This is a genomic window from Mycobacterium sp. 852014-50255_SCH5639931, from assembly GCF_001665605.1.
Lineage (GTDB): Bacteria > Actinomycetota > Actinomycetes > Mycobacteriales > Mycobacteriaceae > Mycobacterium > Mycobacterium paraffinicum.
In genome coordinates this window covers 140,662-157,002 of record NZ_LZSV01000017.1, presented here as the reverse complement: position 1 = coordinate 157,002, position 16,341 = coordinate 140,662, and the positions used below count along the sequence as shown (strand labels likewise).

Here is a 16,341-nt window from a genome sequence, read left to right as displayed (position 1 = left end):
TCCGCCGCCGCGTTACTGATGGGCGGCGAATTGCGAACGTTCCACCGTGAGCGGCTAGAGGCCGCTCGGCAGTGGTGCGAGCGTAGAGAACATCATGAGAATCGCCATCAGTGGTGCCGGCGTGGCGGGCGCGGCGCTCGGCCACTGGCTGCATTGCACCGGCCACACGCCGACGCTGATCGAACAGGCACCACACTTTCGCACCGGCGGCTACATGATCGACTTCTGGGGTGTCGGCTACCAGGTGGCCAAGCGCATGGGTATCGAAGAGCGGATCCGCGCCGCGGGTTACCAAATTGAGAAGGTGCGCTCCGTCGACTCGCGCGGCGAGGTGAGAGCGGACGTGGACGTCAGCGTTTTTCGCCGCATGTTCGGCGACGATCTGGTCAGCCTGCCCCGCGGCGATCTGGCCGCGGCCATTTACGCCACCATCGAGGACAAGGTGGAGACGATCTTCGGCGACAGCATCGCCACCGTCGACGATGACGGGGACACTGTGCGGCTGAGCTTCGACAAGGGCGCGCCGCGCGACTTCGACCTGCTGATCGGCGCCGACGGCCTGCACTCCAACGTCCGTCGTCTGGTCTTTGGGCCCGACAACGATATCGAGCACTACCTCGGCTGCAAGGTCGCGGCCTGCGTGGTCGAGGGTTACCCGGCGCGTGACGAACTGGTCTACGTCAACTACGCCGTTCCCGGCCGGCAGGTGTCGCGGGTCGCGCTGCGAAGGGACCGCAGCATGTTCTTATTCGTCTTCCGCGCCGGGCATGACGGCACCGGAATGTCGCCAAAAGACGAGCTGCGCAAAGAATTCGGCGCCATCGGCTGGGAAAGCCGGGACATGTTGGCAAAGCTCGACGACGTCGACGATCTGTACTTCGACGTCGTCAGCCAGATCCGGATGGACCGTTGGTCACGCGGCCGGGTGCTGCTGCTCGGCGACGCGGCCGGGTGCATCTCGCTGCTTGGCGGTGAGGGCACCGGCCTGGCGATCGCCGAGGCGTACATCCTGGCGGGCGAGCTCGCCCGCGCCGGGGCCGACCATCGCCGCGCCTTCGATGCCTACGAGGCGCGCCTGAGACCGTTCATCAAGGCCAAGCAAGCCGGCGCGGCGCGCAACATCCCGGCCTTCGCCACGAAGACCCACCTCGGGCTGTGGCTACGTAACCTGGCGATGCGGACGATGAATTTCGCACCCGTGGCAACGCTTTTCGCCGGCAACGTGCGCAAGGAATTAGCTCTGCCGGACTACGGCATATAGCTACCGCGCCGGCGTCTGCCTGGTCGCCGGCGCTGCGGCCGGAACGTCTTTGATTGCCCTCAATCGAATGCGCGCGCCGCGATGCGGTATCAGGACAACGAATTTCAGCTTCTGCCGTTCGCCGGCCGCGGTGGTGGTGCGCAACTCGGCCCGGCGCAGAATCTCGCGCAACACCACGCGCATCTCGACCATGGCGAAGCCGGCGCCCAGACAGCGGCGGTTGCCGCCGCCGAAAGGGAACCACGTCGTCGGGGTCAGGGTGGCGCCCAGCATGCGGTCCGGATCGAACCGGTCCGGATCCGGGTACACCGCGGCGCTGGTGTGCACCAGCCCGATTCCCGGCGCCACCATGACCCCGGCCGGCAGCCGGTAGCCGGCGACTTCGGCCGGTTGGGTGAGCACCCGCCCCACGTCGAACACCACCGGACGGATCCGCAACGTCTCCTTCACCAGCGCGTCGAGATACTCGTCACCGGCCGGATCGCCCGCGGCGCTGGCCTCGGCCGCGATCACGGCCTTGGCCAAGATGGCCGGGTGGCGGGTCAACCGCTCGAGCGCCCAGGACAACCCGTTGGCGGTGGTGTCGTGCCCGGCCACCAGCAACGTCATCAGCTGGTCCCGCAGCTCGCGGTCGGACATCGTGCGCCCGCCGTCGTCGGCGCGTACCAGCATGGCCAGCACGTCGGTGCGCCCGGCCAGGTCGGGGTCGGCGCGGCGCTCGGCGATCTCGGCGTAAAGCAGGCGGTCGGCTTCGGCCATTCGCCGACGCAGGCCACGCCATGGGAGGTAGCCCTGCAGCTCCGGCTTCGCCAGTGCCAGCGTCGCCCACGAACCCACGGTGAGCAGCTGCGGCATGATTTCACGCAGCGCGGTGAGCCGAGCCGGGTCCGTGGCGCCGATGACAGTGCGCAGGATCACCTCGAGGGTGATCTCCGACATCTTGGGCGCGGCCGCGAAGCTCTGTCCCACCGGCCAACCGGCGACGTTCGCGGCCGCGATCTCGGCCATCAGTCCTGCCTGGCGTGCGACGGCGTCGCGATGGAACGGCGGCAGCATCAGACGGCGGCGATCCCGATGGACGTCCTCGTCGATGACGAGTAGAGAGGTATCGCCGAGCAACCCGCTCAGAATCGAATTCGCTTCGCCGGCATGGAAGACGTGCGGGTCACCGGCAAACACCGCCTTGATGTCTGCCGGGTCGGCCAGATACACCAGCGTTCCCATGCCCGCGACGCGCAGCGTGAACACGCTCCCATAACGACGGCGGCAGGCGGCGACAAAGTGCGATCCACGGTGCAGCATCAACGCGGCCTGTACCGCCCGGGGCAGCCGGGGCCCCGGCGGAAGCGCGGTAGGCGCGGCAGTGCGCATCACCGCAATTTTACGACGGGCCTGCGCACCGAAGCGACGCCTAGATCACATGTGCAGCTGTGAGCTCTCCGTTTGGCGGCGGTCGCCGGTCGCGATGAAGTCCTCGATCAGCTCGACCACCTGGTTCGGCGCCTCGACCTGCGCAAAGTGGCCGACGTCGGGCAGGATTTCGAGCCTGGCGTCGGTACGGGCCTCGTGCGCGGCGTACGCGTGATCGACGGGAATGATGGCGTCACGCTCGCCCCAGATCGCCATGACCGGCAAGTCGTCGCGCAGCCGCAGCCTGCTGAGCGCGCTGACCGCCTGGCCCCGGTAATCGACCACCGATCGCAGCGTGCGCAGGAACGACTGCCGGGTCTCGCCGTCGGACAGCGACGAGTAGGCGCTCCACATCTCGGCCCCGCGCGGCGAATGGATGCCGGCGCCACGCAACCACGACCTGAGCCGATTGCCGACGGCGAGGACGGGCTTCGGCGCGATGATCGGCAGCACCAGCTCCGCGCCGGGCGCCGAGAGCAGCCGCAGCACCCAGCCGACGTCGGGGCCCAGGCCGCCGCTGCTGATCAGGATCAACCGCTTGGCATAGTCGGGGTGTTGGTAGACGAACTGCATCGCGACCCCGCCGCCGAGCGACTGACCGACCAGGGTGGCCTGGCTGACGCCGAGTTCGTCGAGCAGATCACGAAGCCACACCGCGAAGGCGCCCAGCGAATAGTCCGTCCGGGGTTTCGCCGACTCGCCGTGGCCGAGCAGGTCAGGGGCGATGACCCGGAACTTCTTCGACAGCGTCGGTATCACCGATCGCCACGTCTCCGAGCTTCCGGCCATCCCGTGGATGAGTAGGAGCACCTCGCCGTCGCCCTCGTCGCGGTAGGCGACGCGATCGCCGTGCAGCTCCAGATACTTCAACTCGTTCATTGTTCGGGGATACCCGCTCTCGCCTCGCTTACGGCCGAGATCGGGCGAATCGTGACGGAAAACGCTTCCGGTCCCCACAGTGCCCGACGCCTCAGCCATGATTTAGTCCATGACCGAACCGGTTGCGGCCCGCGTGGCCGTCTACCTCGACTTCGACAACATCGTGATCTCCCGATACGACCAGGTCAACGGCCGCAGCTCGTTCCAGCGCGACAAAGCCAAGGGCCTCGAGCAGTATTCCGAGCGGCTGGACCGGGCCACCGTCGACGTCGGCGCGATTCTTGACTTCGCGTCGTCGTTCGGGACCCTGGTGCTCACCCGCGCCTATGCGGACTGGTCGGCGGATATCAACGCCGGGTACCGCGGGCAGCTGGTGGCCCGCGCGGTCGACCTGGTCCAGTTGTTCCCCGCCGCGGCCTACGGCAAGAACGGCGCCGACATCCGGCTGGCCGTCGACGCCGTCGAGGACATGTTCCGCCTCCCCGACCTCACCCACGTGGTGGTCGTGGCCGGCGACTCCGACTACATACCGTTGGCCCAGCGTTGCAAGAGGCTCGGCCGCTACGTCGTGGGCATCGGGGTGGCCGGCGCATCGAGCCGGGCGCTGGCGGCGGCCTGCGACGAGTTCGTCATCTACGACTCGCTGCCAGGGGTGCCGGCGCTCGAACCACAGGCCGCGAGCGAGGCGGAGGCGAAGCCGTCCAAGCAACGGGCCGGGCGCGCCAAGCCGGCGCAGCCCGACGAGCCGGAGCCACCCGATCCGCAGGCCGCCGCCACCGCGCTGCTGACGCGTGCGCTGCAAATCGGCCTGGAGAAGGACGACGTCGACTGGCTGCACAATTCGGCGGTGAAGGCACAGATGAAGCGGATGGACCCGTCGTTCAGCGAAAAATCCTTGGGATTCCGGTCATTCAGCGATTTCCTGCGTTCGCGGTCCGATGTCGTCGAGTTGGACGAGACGTCGACGACACGGATGGTCCGGCTTCGTGCCCCAGAGTGAACCCGACGTGGGGGCCCGCTGGCTCACTCGCAACGTCCGGGTGCTCTCCGGGGTCTCGTTTCTGCAGGACACGGCCAGTGAGCTGTTGTATCCGCTGTTGCCGATCTACCTGACGGCGGTGCTGGGTGCGCCGCCGTCGGTGGTGGGAGCCGTCGAGGGCGCGGCCGAGGGCGCCGCCTCGCTGACGAAACTCGCCTCGGGGCCACTCGGCGACAGGTTCGCCCGGCGCCCGTTGATCGCCACCGGGTACGGGATGGCGGCGCTGGGCAAGGTGATCATCGCGGTGGCCGCGGCGTGGCCGGGCGTGCTCGCGGGTCGCGTCGTCGACCGGCTCGGTAAGGGCGTGCGCGGTGCGCCGCGGGACGCGCTGCTGGTCGACGATGTGGACGAGGCACTGCGCGGCCGCGTTTTCGGCTTCCACCGCGCGATGGACACCTTCGGCGCCGTTTTCGGTCCGCTGCTCGGGCTGGTGGGTTATGAGCTGCTCGACCACCGGATCGCGCCGTTGTTGTATGTCGCCATCGCGCCCGCCGTCCTCAGCGTGGCGCTCGTCTTCCTGGTGCGCGAGCGCAGCCGTCGCGCCCCGCGAGCGCAGCGGCAATCGATGTGGGCCGGCGTGCGCTCGTTGCCGCGGCCGTATTGGCGGGTGACCGCATTCCTCGTGCTGTTCAGCGTGGCGAATTTTCCCGACGCCCTGCTGTTGTTGCGGCTCAACGAGATTGGTTTCTCGGTGGTGGGGGTGATTCTGGCGTACGTCGGTTACAACGCGGTGTATGCCCTGGCCAGCTACCCGGCCGGATCGCTGGCCGACCGCGTCGGCAGGCCGGCGTTGTTCGGCCTCGGCCTGGCATTCTTCGCGATCGGCTACATCGGATTGGGACTGACCACCGACACCGTGACGGCGTGGCTGCTGATCGGCGCCTACGGGCTGTTCACCGGGTGCACCGACGGGGTGGGCAAGGCCTGGATTTCGGGGTTGGTCGACCCGGAGCACCAGGCCAGCGCTCAGGGCCTGTTCCAGGGCCTCATCGGACTGGCCGTCCTGGCGGCGGGGTTGTGGGCGGGCTTACTCTGGGGCGCGAACGGTCAACTGCCGCTGATCATTTCGGGAGTCACCGGCGCCGTGTTCGCGGTCGCGCTGATCGGCGACCAACTGGTCCGCGGCATGAGACACGGGTAGGCCTCAAACCGCACGGCCACACACGCCTTCCAATTTGTATGGCCCGTTGGGCCGCGAAGCCGCAAGATCGTTGACACCCAATCGGTACGGCCATACATTGTGTGAAAGTTGTCGCGAACGCATCGCTCGCGCGACCTCGAGGAGACCGTCATGACCGTCGGTACCGCTCCCACAAGCGTTTTCGATGCCGATCTGCCGACGTTGGCCTATGGCGCGGAAGAAACCCCGGCCGACGTCTATCCCCGCCTGCAGGCGGCGCAACGGCAGGCTCCCGTCGCCATCGGGCCGCACGGACCCGAAGTCCTCTCCTACCACCTCGTCCGCTCCGTTCTTCGCGACGCCCGATTCCACATCCCGCCGGGGATCAACCTGCTGGTCCAGGGCGTCACGTCGGGCCCCTTGTGGGACAAGGTGATCAACAGCCTGCTGTGCCTGGAAGGCGACGCACACCATCGGCTGCGCAGCCTGACGTCCAAGGCGTTCACGCCCCGCGCGACCCTGCGGCTGCACGACACCATGGTCGAGGTGATGAACGAGCTGGTGGACACGGTCATCGACGCGGGTCGCTGCGACGTCGTCGCCGACCTCGCGCGCCCCTACCCCGTCCCGATCATCTGCGCATTGCTCGGCGCTCCGCGCGAGGACTGGCAGCAGTTCTCGTTGTGGGCGGACGACGTGTTCAAGGCCTTCAGCTTCAGCGTCGACCTGCGCGCGGTTGAGCCTGTCGTCATGAACGCCTGGCACCAGCTCGACGCCTACGTCGACGACATGGTCGCGCGGCGGCGGCACAGCTTGACCGATGACCTGCTCTCGGACCTGATTCGCGCCGAGGACCCGACTTTTCCAGGCGACCGGCTGAACACCGCCGAGCTGCGGATGCTCGCGGGCGGCCTCCTGCTGGCGGGGACGGACACCACTCGGAACCAGGTGGCCGCCTCGGTGCACGTCCTCTGCGAGCACCCGGAGCAATGGGGCCTGCTCAAGGAGCGCCCGGAACTGGCGATGCGCGCGGTCGAGGAGACCATGCGCCACTCGCCGATCGCGTGCGGGACCCTTCGCCTGGTGGTCGAGGACGCCGAGCTGGACGGCTACCTCTTTCCCGCCGGCACGATGGTCCTGGTGAACACGGCCGCGGCCAACCGCGACCCGGCGGTGTACGACGAGCCCGACCGGGTCGACATCACGCGAGAGGGGGCGCCGCCCATCCTGACCTTCGGCGGCGGCGTGCACTACTGCCTGGGCGCCAACCTGGCCCGCCGCGAGATCGCCGAGGCGCTCAACGTCATCGCGGGCCGCCTGCTCAACCCGCGCACCGCGGGACCGGTTCCGTGGAAACCGATGGTGAGCCTCAGCGGGCCGAAGAGCCTGCCCATCGAGTTCGACCGGTAGCCGGTCGGCGGGCCGGGTGTGACGAAGACCGCCTGACACAAGTCGCGGTTAGTCCCGGCCCGCCTTACGCTCGTTGGTTACACGAACTTAACGGGGGTTTTCCGATGCGGGCTTTCACGGGGCAAACTGTGCCCAAATGCGGGCTTGCCCTCGTCGCGTCGGTCACCTGCCTGGCCGTCGTGTCCTGTTCGGAAACCGCGTCCCCGCCCGCGGCGACCCCGACCACCTCGACTTCTTCGTCGAAAACCGCCACCAGCGCGGCTCCGTCGCCAGCCGCGATAACTGGTCCGCTGGAGAAGGATTGGAAAAGCTACGGCGGAACGGCGTACTTCGGTTGCCCTGACAAACTTTCGACGAGCAAATCCGCGCTCGAGGACATCCGGCCGAAAATCTTCGATCCGAAAACCGGCCAATACATCGCGCCGGCCGTTCCGGCGGTCGCCCCCGGCGAGAACGTCACCGGTGCCATCTGCGCCCTGACGGGCACGGCGGACGACATGAGGGTCGTCTACATCGTCACGACCGTCAAACCCGCCCAGGCGCAACAACCCGCAGTCACCAAGGCGACCGCGTACGCCTACGACTTCAAGGCGGCTCAACCGTTGGCGACAAAAGAACTGCAGCCGCCGACCCCCGACCTCAAGTTCACCGCGGCGAAGGATTGGGGGCTCGCCTCGACCGCGACGGGTGTGGCGTGGACCAACGCCTTCACCGACGGGCACGGCGCCACGTCACCGCCCCGGACCGTGCTCCTCTCCGGCGCCGACCTGTCGATGCCGTGGAGCGACCCACAATCCGGGCGTGCCTGGCTGGACGTCCTCGCGTTTCAACGCAACACCGACCCCGCCAAGACGTCGGGTGCCGAGCTGCGCCGGCCCAGCGGGGAGGCGATTTATCAGGACAACGACATCCGCAGTGTGGATGCCGAATTGACGGATGGCCCAAACAAACTGGTCCAGATCACGCACTGGGATTCTTACAATCCCCCGGTGCTGTCGACCATGTTCTATGACCTCAACGCCAAAGCCGTCATCAAGGTCGGTGACTCAGACCGCATTCCCGGTGGCGGGTTATCCGCGACGCTGTCCGACGGGAAATTGTTTGTCGATGGCCATGATTCGGAGAACTCCGCGTTCGGCTTCGGGGTGTGGAACCTGCGCAGCCAGCAGTGGGATTATCTGAAGACGCGGGACGACGCGAAGAAGATGTCGATCGCCAAGGTGGCGTTCTTTGAAGACCACCTCTACATCACAAACGCCGGCAATACGTTTGCCGTGCTCGCGCTGCCCGCCACCGATCCGATTGCGACCACTTGGTCCGTTCGGCCCTTCACTCGAATCTCGGGCTGGACGCTGGTATGCCGCGGCGAGAATGCCGCGGCCTTGAACGGGGACTGCAAGGACATCGTGATGGTGCAAGACCAGGACGGCCACTTCCCGGGCCCCTGGTCCTGAACTTGTCAGGGGTCCCGTGTCAAGTGGCGGCGCAGGAACTCCGCCTCCACCGAGCTGATCGCCTCGAAGAGCGCGCCCGTGTAGACATCGAAGTGCCCCACCGGATAGCGGTGCAGTTCAACGTTATTCATCGCCGACGCGATGCGTACCGCGAACCTGGGCGACGCTTGCAGGTCGTGGTCCCCCACGCACATCAGGACGGGCATGCGCAGTTTCTCCGCGGTACCTTTGCGGTAACGCGGCAGCGCGAACAGCATGCGGGGGGCCAGCGCATTGCGCCAGCCGACGGCTTCGCCGCCCAGCACCTCGAATGCGGCCTTTGCCTCGGGCTCCGTGAACACCGCGGCGTGGCCGGGATCGGCAACCACCGGAACCAGATACGGCTCCCGACCCCACTTCGCGCCAACCACATCGCGCACCGCTGCGACGGTGAATTGCAGCGTCCGCCACGTCACGTCCCAACTGAGACGCTCCCGCAGCCCGCGGCCCCGGTGCCAGCCGTCAATCAGCGGGACCTGCGTCACCACGGCGGCTATTTCGGGATCCGTGGCGGCGACCGCCAGCACGTGACCACCGCTGAGGGACGTCCCCCACAAGGCAATTCGACGCGGATCGATGTCGTCACGGCCGCGTGCGTATCGCACCGCCGCCCGGTAGTCATCCTGTTGTTCGGCGACGTTGATGACTTGCCGAGGGTCGCCGCCGCTGGCTCCGAAATGCCGGTAGTCGAACGCCAGCACCGCCAGGCCCGCCGCGGTGAACTTCTCCGCGTACGCGGGCAGACCCAGGCGCTTGGTGGCGCTGCCGCCGTGTCCCATCACCACACATGCGAGCCTGTCGCTCACTTTCGCGGGCCGGTAGAGATCGGCCGCGCACCGCACCCCGCCGGACTCGAAGAACACTTCCTCAAGCACTGACACGTCGATTCCACTCTGAGTCGGTACACCGTGTTTCCAATCTGCCCCGCGGCGCGCCACTTCGCCAGAACCAACAGGACTGCTCTTCGGTGACCTTGGCCCCTACTGAGCGGGAAGCATTCTCCGGTTTGTCAGCGCCGCGCTACGACCGCTTTATAGATCTCGAACCACGCAACACCGATGAAACCGGCCGCGACGGCAATCAGCCAGTCCCACGGTGTAATCGGACCGAAGTTGAAGGCGCGCCGCGGTCCGGGCAGTGTCAGCACCACGATGAGAAGCGAGGCCGTCGCACCTAGTATCCACTTCAGGGCGCGATTACGCCGCTCACGGAACGTCCGCCAGATCGGCAACCGCCATGATCGATTCACCAAAATCAATGCGAGATTGCCGACGACGAGCGCGACGAAAGTCACCGAGCGGATGACATTATCAGGCCGCTCGTTGAGCACCGCCCACAGGTAAACACCGAGGGTGACCGCGAGGACTGAAAGGCCTTGGAGCGCAGCGATAGTCAGCACGCGCGAGCCGAACATCGGCTCGTTCAGGCCACGGGGTGGCGCGTCCATGATCTTCGGGTCGATCTCCTCAGATTCAAACACCACCGAGCACGCAGGATCGATGATCAGTTCCAGGAAAGCGATCTGGACGGGCAGCAGCACCAGCGGCCAGCCAGAAACGAAAACCGGGACGAGCGACATGCCCACGATCGGCAAGTGCACAGCGATCACGTAGGACATCGCTTTTCGCAAATTATCGAAAATACCGCGGCCCTGACTCACTCCCCCAACGATCGAAGCGAAGTCGTCGTCAGTGATGACGAGCGCTGCGGATTCGCGGGCGACGTCGGTGCCGTGCGCCCCCATTGCGATGCCGATATCGGCCGCTCGCAATGCCGGAGCGTCGTTGACCCCGTCGCCCGTCATACCGACCACTTCGCCGTTGGCTTGCAGAGCGCGGACAAGTTGCAGCTTCTGCTCGGGCACCATCCGCGCGAAAATGCTGACTGACCGGATGCGGTGAGCCAACTCGTCATCGGACATCGTGTCGAGCTCCCGGCCCGTAATGCAGCCAGCAGCATGGTCCAAGCCGATGTCGCGGGCGATCGCTAATGCGGTACCCGGATAGTCGCCGGTGATCATGATCGTGCGGATAGCCGCACGCCGGCATTCGGCTACCGCCTCGGCCACACCCGGCCGCACGGGGTCATGAAGACCGGCCAGCCCGAGGAATTCGAATTGGAAGTCGTGCTGCTCGGCCGGTAACGCGGTGTCGGAGTCGAAGTGCCCGCAGGCCACCGCCAGGACCCGTTGGCCGCCGGCCGTGGCTCGCTCAACGTCCGTGGTGAGTGCGGCGACCTCGTCGGCGGTGAAGTGGCACAGGTCCGCGATCGCCTCGGGCGCACCCTTGGCGGCGATCACGAATTTGCCCCCGTCGGGTGAGCGCCACACGTGGGACAGTGCCAGCAACTTTTCCGAGAGCGGATATTCACGCACCAGCTCCCACTCGGCGTGCACGTGTTCCGTTCCGGACAGGTACTTCTCGCCAAGTTCCTTGAACGCCTTATCCATGGGATCGAACGGATCAACCGGCGAGGCCAGTACCGCAAACTCCGCGATGGCGTGAAACCCCTCAGGTAGCGGGCCGGCACCGAGGCTGTGCGCCTGCCCATCCACGATGAGCTGGCGCACGGTCATCCGGTTGAGCGTCAACGTGCCGGTCTTGTCTACGCACAAGACGGTCGCCGACCCCAGGGTCTCGATGACCGGGGGACGGCGGGTGAGAACCCGCTTGCGCGACATTCGCCAGGCGCCCAGCGCCAGGAAAACCGTGAGGACCACCGGAAACTCTTCCGGCAGCAGCGCCATCGCGGTCGCGATGCCCGCGAGCACGCCCGCAAGCCAGTTGCCTCGCGTCAGCCCGTAAACGATAACGACGGCAACCGCGACACCCACCCCAAGAACGGCCAAAATCCCGACCAAACGGTCGATTTCGCGCTGAAGTGGGGTGCGCTCCGGCTTTATGGTGCGCAACGCGGTCCCGATCTTCCCCAGCTCGGTACCTGCGCCGGTCTGCTTGACCTCTGCGATGCCGTGACCTTTGACCACCAGGGTTCCCGAGAACACCCATGGGGTCGCGTCCCCGCCGGGCCGACCCATGGCCGCCGACACGGTCGCAGGCTCGATCGACACCTTCCGCACCGGAACGGATTCGCCCGTCAGCGCCGACTCGTCAACCGAAAAGTTCGCGCAGTCAAGCAATGCGGCGTCTGCGGGAACCCGGTCGCCCTCGGCGAGCAGCACGACGTCCCCTCGCACGACGTCGCGGCCGGCGATGCGCATCTGCATCCCGTCCCGTACCACGAGCGCCCTGGGCGAAGACAGGTCACGCAATGCGGCCAAGGCCCGTTCGGTTCTGTGCTCCTGATAGATCGAAATCGCGATGACGACGACGACGAAACCCATCAGCATGATGCCGTCCAGCGGCTCCGCCAGAAGGAAATTCACCAGGCCGGCCCCGAGGAGCAGAAGCAGCATGGGTTGGCGGATGACGTCCCAGGCCTCCTGCAGCAAGTTCCGGCGCTTTTGGGCTGCCAACTCGTTAGTGCCGTCGGCTGCGAGCCGGCGCGCGGCCTCCTGGGCAGTTAATCCCGGCAGGGCGGTGCCGCGTCCCGCCTCAGCCATGGTCACGAAGCGGTGAGCGCTGTCCGAAATATCTGCTGGTGCATCTTCTCGTCGCCTGCGATCTCCCGGAACAGATTGGCGGCCTGAGGGTTTCCGGCCTGATCGGCCTGGCGAGCGTAGTCCGGATACATGACATCGGCCTCGTGCTGCTCACCGTTGATCGCGTCTTGCAGGTTCGCGTTGGTGTCGGTGGCCACCAACCCGGCCAGCGTGGCCAGCGTGGCGAAATGCTCGTTCAACTCGAAGTTGGCGGTGTTGGTGAAGAGCTGCGCCACAGCCGAGTTACCGTCGCGTCTTGCCTGATCGGCGTAGCGCAGGTATTTGGCGTAGGCGAAGGCCTCGCCCTGCATCGCCGTACGCAGGTTCGCCAGCGTGGCCCCGGACGACCGCGGGCTCCCGGCCGTGATGGCCACCGGCGCCGGCGTTGCGCCCGCCGGTACCGACGCGCCGCTGGCAGGGTTGCTGACCACCTCTAGTGCCGCCTGGAAGTGCTTGAGGTGGGTTGCCTCGTCGGTGCCGATCTCGTTGAAGGCTGATGCCGCGGCCGGGTCGTTGTCGGCGGTGGCCTGCTTGGCGAAACCCGGGTACATGGTGTTGGCCTCGTTGGTCTCGCCGTTGATCGCGTCGCGCAGGTTGGCCGCGATGTCGCTGCCCAGCCCGACCAGATCGGCCTGGCGCGCAAAGTGATCCATGTGCTCGGTCTGGGCGGCGTTGGTGAAGTCCTGCGCAGCCTGGGTCCGCCCGGCCTGCTGCGCCTGGGTGGCGTAAGCCAGATACTTCGCATGGGCGAGCGCCTCGCCGTGCATGGCTGACAACGCATTTGATCGGGTGGAATCGGCCAGGGGGGAGGTGGATGACGATGCCGGCGGCGCCCGGTGACTCGAGCATGCCGCCACCAACAGTGCGGCCGTGCAGACCACAACCAACGACCACTTGGCTTGAGACATGATCAACCCCACAGTTTGATGTGCCAATCGTCTTGCCGTAGGAGCGACAGTAATTGTGTGCGGCAGGCCGGACCTAGAGGCGGAAGTCCCGTGATCTGGTAATGGTGATCTTCGGATGCGAGCCGACACCGAAAGCGACTCCCGCGTCACCCGAGCCGAGATACCGTGTCGATCATGCGCGGTAGAGCGGCGCCGTCCCCAGCGCAGCTGCTCGACCGACTGCGCGATGAGCGCGGCCGGCGGGTTGTGCTCGTCTCGCACTGCCTGCTGAACGAAAACACGCGTTACGCCGGCGGCGCCACCCGATCCGGTGCGGTGCCGGAGGCGGTCGAGGAGCTGATCAGCGCCGGTTACGGGATTCACCAGCTGCCGTGCCCGGAGCGGCTGGCCTGGGGCGGGGTGCTCAAGCCCCACAGCCTGCGCCTGTACCACTCCAAGGGCGGATTGCTGTATCCGCTGCGCGGCCCACTGCTGCGCGCGTTCGTGCTTTGGACCCGCCTCGTCTATCGGCGCTTGGCGCGGCAGGTCGCCCGCGACGTTGTCGACTACCAGCGGTCCGGGATCACGGTGGCCGGCATCGTCGGGATCGGCGCCTCGCCGTCGTGCGGGGTGACCACGACGCTCGACATGCGGGCCTCGCTGGAGGTGGTCGCGTCATGTCCGGCCGCCGCCCTGACGCGCGATGTGATGAACGAGCGGGCCGTTCTCGGGTGCCGCCGCAAGGGCGAGGGCTTGTTCATCGCGGCGCTGGATCGACGGTTGCGCCGCCGGGGATTGGAGGTCCCGGCGCTCGAACACGACCTCGCCGCGGAGCTTCGCGGTTCACGGCAGGCGCTGCTCGCCGCGGACACTTTGCGGACGCTCGGGGCAGTCGCAAACCGAGAGACGCCCTCCAACGGCTTCCGAAGCCACTGATCTGCTTCCCGATGCCTCAGCTGTGCCGACTCCCGTTGCACCTGTGACGACTAGACACCTTCGGCGACGCTTGCGTTGATGTATTTACCCTACGGGGGTATGGTTGCCGAATGGAAGCAGCGGGGTCTTGCTGCTGCGAGCCCACCGACTCCACGCATGGCGGCGGCGTCGATTGCACCGCTGGCAGCAGGCTGTAAGTGGCTATTTATCAAGTGATTACGAGAACCGTCGTCAGTATCGCAATCGTCGCCGGCGCCGATGCGGGAGTAGCGCCACCGGCCAGCGCCGACCCGAACCCGTTCAGTGATCTGACTTGCCATTGCGAGTCGTCACCGGATCTCGGTTCCGATGTCCCCGGCCAAATCGCCCGGGGACTCCACGACGGCCTCTCTCGACTGCAAGCCCATCACGGCGATTCGCCGCCGGCCAAGCCTTGATGGACCGACGTCACCGCGGCCTCATTGGATCAAACAGCCGCTTCTGTATGCCTTCCCGCAAAGCAAAGGACCTAAGTCCCTACCCCTAGGGGGTATATGAGCGCGACATTTAGGCTTATGCACAATCGAGAATGGAGGTTCTCATGAAATCTCGAGCGATGACGGCGATCGCGCTGTTCAGCGGTGCAACAATGCTGGGTTTGGCGCCAGACTTTGGCGGCAGCCAATTGCTCAGCAACATAACCACACCGATTGCAACCCCGACATCCACCGCCGCGCCGGCACCGCCGGCCACAGACCATCCGGGAGCGCCCGAAACCAGTCAGCCCACCAGGGACTTCAACGGTCCCGGTGGCGACACCGGTTGTATTCCTCATATCAATTGTTAGGCGCGGGGCGCGCCGTCAAGGCCGCGAATGCGGACAGAGATGGGTTGCGCCCGAACCCATTCGGGCGATGACGCGTCGAAGCCGCTAGAAAAGGTGGGGAGTGCTTCGGTGATGTCGGTGGTCGTAGTGCACGACCGCCGCGACCACGCCGGCCCCGAGGCCTACGCAGGACAGCAGCGCGGCGGCCGCCACCATCGCCCAACCCAGGTGGCCGGTGCCGGCCGCGAAGAGCGCCATCGGGAGCGCCGCGAACGCGAGCAGCGTGGATAGCCACCCGGTCCAGGCGGCAAATCTGTTGAGCAACATGATCGACTCCTTAGCCGTCAGTCACGATCATCGTCCTTGCCATGACCGGGCGGCAAGGTTCGCCGATTGCGCGGAAGCCCTTAATCGGGTGGTCTCATGCCGCCGCGGGCGAGCGCTCGCGTGCGCAGGGTAGGTGACTTATTATCTGCGTATGCATGCAGGTAAGCGGGCAGCGTGGCGATGACCGCGGGGAGCGGCCACCACCACCATGGGCATCAACATGCCCATGGGCTCCGCGGCATCATGGCCCAGCTTTTCGTCCCGCATAGCCACGATGCCGCCGACAGCGTCGACACCGCCCTGGAATCCAGTGCCGTCGGCATCCGGGCGGTCAAGGTCAGCCTCATCGGCCTGGCCGCGACCGCCGCCATGCAGGTGGTCATCGCCGTCGTGTCGGGGTCGATCGCCCTGGCTGCCGACACCATTCACAATTTCTCGGACGCACTGACCGCGGTCCCGCTCTGGATCGCGTTCTCGTTGGGCCGTCGCGCGGCAACCCGCCGATACACCTACGGCTACGGGCGCGCCGAAGACATCGCGGGCTTGTTCGTCATCGGCATGATCGCCCTGTCGGCGATCATCGCCGGCTACGAGGCCATCCTGCGGCTCATCCACCCCGTCGCCGTCGAGCACGTCGCCTGGGTCGCGGTGGCCGGCATCGTGGGCTTCCTCGGTAACGAGGGTGTCGCGAGCTATCGGATCCGGGTCGGCCGCCGGATCGGCTCGGCCGCCCTCGTCGCCGACGGCCTACACGCGCGGACCGACGGATTCACCTCGCTGGCAGTGCTTTTCGGAGCGATCGGTGTTGCTCTGGGCTACCCGATTGCGGACCCGGTCGTCGGCATGATCATCACGGTGGCGATCGTAGCCGTGCTGTACCGCGCCGTGCGCGACATCTTCCGCCGGCTCATGGATGCGGTGGACCCGAGCCTCGTCGACACCGCCGAGGCGTGCCTGGCCGCCCGGCCGGGCGTCCGCAGCGTGCGCAGCATCCGGATGCGCTGGATAGGTCACCAGCTGCACGCCGACGCGGAACTCGACATCGATCCCAACACCAGCCTCGAGGACGCCCACCGCATCGCTCATGACGCCGAACACGAGCTGACTCACGCGGTGCCGAAGCTCAACAGCGCACTCGTGCACGCCTACCCGGCGCACCACGACGAATAGGAC

General features: G+C 66.6%; 14 protein-coding genes. 8 read left to right on the top strand and 6 right to left on the bottom strand.

From position 1 onward, the window contains the following. The first annotated feature begins 94 nt into the window (after positions 1 to 94). A complete protein-coding gene (locus tag A5758_RS10450) occupies positions 95 to 1,261 on the top strand; it encodes an FAD-binding domain (RefSeq protein WP_067739658.1) in 1,167 nt (388 codons plus the stop codon). Here the strand turns inward: A5758_RS10450 and A5758_RS10445 are convergent, their stop codons facing one another. Both A5758_RS10445 and A5758_RS10440 read right to left on the bottom strand, forming a co-directional pair. Beyond that, positions 1,262 to 2,632, bottom strand: a complete 1,371-nt coding sequence (locus A5758_RS10445; protein ID WP_067208786.1) for a cytochrome P450 — start codon at positions 2,630 to 2,632, stop codon at positions 1,262 to 1,264. Positions 2,633 to 2,677: 45 nt separating this feature from the next. Beyond that, positions 2,678 to 3,550 carry an alpha/beta fold hydrolase gene (locus A5758_RS10440; RefSeq protein ID WP_067208783.1) on the bottom strand — a complete coding sequence of 291 codons (873 nt, stop codon included), beginning with the start codon at positions 3,548 to 3,550 and terminating at the stop codon, positions 2,678 to 2,680. Between the two features lie 109 nt (positions 3,551 to 3,659). Between A5758_RS10440 and A5758_RS10435 the strand changes: the two genes are divergently transcribed. The 4 genes from A5758_RS10435 (at position 3,660) to A5758_RS10420 (ending at position 8,573) form a co-directional block, all read left to right on the top strand. After that, positions 3,660 to 4,550 carry an NYN domain-containing protein gene (locus tag A5758_RS10435; RefSeq protein WP_067739656.1) on the top strand — a complete coding sequence of 297 codons (891 nt, stop codon included), beginning with the start codon at positions 3,660 to 3,662 and terminating at the stop codon, positions 4,548 to 4,550. Next, positions 4,537 to 5,730 carry an MFS transporter gene (locus A5758_RS10430; protein WP_231987275.1) on the top strand — a complete coding sequence of 398 codons (1,194 nt, stop codon included), beginning with the start codon at positions 4,537 to 4,539 and terminating at the stop codon, positions 5,728 to 5,730. Before A5758_RS10435 ends, A5758_RS10430 begins: the two co-directional genes overlap by 14 nt. Positions 5,731 to 5,880: 150 nt before the next feature. Continuing rightward, positions 5,881 to 7,119 carry a cytochrome P450 gene (locus A5758_RS10425; RefSeq protein ID WP_067739981.1) on the top strand — a complete coding sequence of 413 codons (1,239 nt, stop codon included), beginning with the start codon at positions 5,881 to 5,883 and terminating at the stop codon, positions 7,117 to 7,119. Positions 7,120 to 7,223: 104 nt separating this feature from the next. Next, positions 7,224 to 8,573: a hypothetical protein gene (locus A5758_RS10420; RefSeq protein WP_067739654.1), complete on the top strand. Its 1,350-nt coding sequence runs from the start codon at positions 7,224 to 7,226 to the stop codon at positions 8,571 to 8,573. Between the two features lie 5 nt (positions 8,574 to 8,578). Here A5758_RS10420 and A5758_RS10415 read toward each other — a convergent pair whose 3' ends face one another. From A5758_RS10415 to A5758_RS26035, 3 genes are all read right to left on the bottom strand, one after another. Continuing rightward, on the bottom strand, positions 8,579 to 9,493 hold the full coding sequence (locus tag A5758_RS10415; RefSeq protein ID WP_082939509.1) for an alpha/beta hydrolase: 915 nt from the start codon (positions 9,491 to 9,493) through the stop codon (positions 8,579 to 8,581). Between the two features lie 128 nt (positions 9,494 to 9,621). Then, positions 9,622 to 12,174, bottom strand: a complete 2,553-nt coding sequence (locus tag A5758_RS10410) for a cation-translocating P-type ATPase (protein ID WP_067739652.1) — start codon at positions 12,172 to 12,174, stop codon at positions 9,622 to 9,624. A gap of 2 nt (positions 12,175 to 12,176) precedes the next feature. Further along, positions 12,177 to 13,121, bottom strand: a complete 945-nt coding sequence (locus A5758_RS26035) for a rubrerythrin family protein (protein ID WP_197503848.1) — start codon at positions 13,119 to 13,121, stop codon at positions 12,177 to 12,179. A 174-nt stretch (positions 13,122 to 13,295) separates the two neighbouring features. On the opposite strand from A5758_RS26035, the gene A5758_RS10400 reads away from it, so the two are divergent. Next, a complete protein-coding gene (locus A5758_RS10400) occupies positions 13,296 to 14,036 on the top strand; it encodes a 2-thiouracil desulfurase family protein (RefSeq protein ID WP_156622585.1) in 741 nt (246 codons plus the stop codon). A 580-nt stretch (positions 14,037 to 14,616) separates the two neighbouring features. Beyond that, positions 14,617 to 14,862 carry a hypothetical protein gene (locus A5758_RS25735; protein ID WP_156622584.1) on the top strand — a complete coding sequence of 82 codons (246 nt, stop codon included), beginning with the start codon at positions 14,617 to 14,619 and terminating at the stop codon, positions 14,860 to 14,862. A gap of 84 nt (positions 14,863 to 14,946) precedes the next feature. On the opposite strand, the gene A5758_RS10395 is transcribed toward A5758_RS25735, so the two are convergent. Continuing rightward, positions 14,947 to 15,168, bottom strand: a complete 222-nt coding sequence (locus A5758_RS10395) for a hypothetical protein (protein ID WP_067213164.1) — start codon at positions 15,166 to 15,168, stop codon at positions 14,947 to 14,949. Between the two features lie 180 nt (positions 15,169 to 15,348). Between A5758_RS10395 and A5758_RS10390 the strand changes: the two genes are divergently transcribed. Then, positions 15,349 to 16,338 (top strand): cation diffusion facilitator family transporter, encoded by a 990-nt coding sequence (locus tag A5758_RS10390; RefSeq protein WP_067739979.1) that lies wholly within the window; start codon positions 15,349 to 15,351, stop codon positions 16,336 to 16,338. The last annotated feature ends 3 nt before the right edge of the window (positions 16,339 to 16,341 follow it).